General features: G+C 68.1%; 1 pseudogene. It reads left to right on the top strand.

Annotated features, from left to right (window positions below):
* Positions 1 to 492 (top strand): annotated as a pseudogene (locus DEQ92_RS22135) (methionine--tRNA ligase); the annotation flags it as partial.

Here is a 492-nt window from a genome sequence, read left to right as displayed (position 1 = left end):
GTCGCCGTGCTCTTCGAGCCGGTCACGCCCGAGGCGGCCGAGAACCTCTGGGACGACCTCAACGAGGAGGGCGACGTCCACACCGTCGGCATCGACGCCGCACTCGACGCCCCGGCCGCGGCGTTCGACGAACCGACGGAACTGTTCGAGAAGATCCCCGAGGAGCGCGTCGAGGAACTGAACGAGAAGCTCGAAGCACGGGTCGACGCCGCAACCGAAGACAGCGAGGCCGACGCGGACGACGAGGCCGACGCAGGTACCGGCGACGGCGACAGCGACGAGCCGAGCGAGGAAGCGGCGGCCGACCTCGAACCGGTCGCCGACGAGCGGATCAGCTTCGAGGACTTCCAGGACCTCGACATCCGAATCGGCGAGATCGTCGCCGCCGAGGGCGTCGAGGGCGCAGACAAACTCGCGAAGCTGACGGTCGACATCGGCGTCGAAGAGCGCCAGATCGTCGCCGGGATCAAACAGCTCCACGACCTGGATTCG

Origin of the sequence: Haloferax sp. Atlit-6N (assembly GCF_003383195.1) — an archaeon.
GTDB lineage: Archaea > Halobacteriota > Halobacteria > Halobacteriales > Haloferacaceae > Haloferax > Haloferax gibbonsii.
The sequence above is the reverse complement of the archived record's forward strand: the minus strand, read 5'-3'. Positions and strand labels throughout refer to the sequence as shown.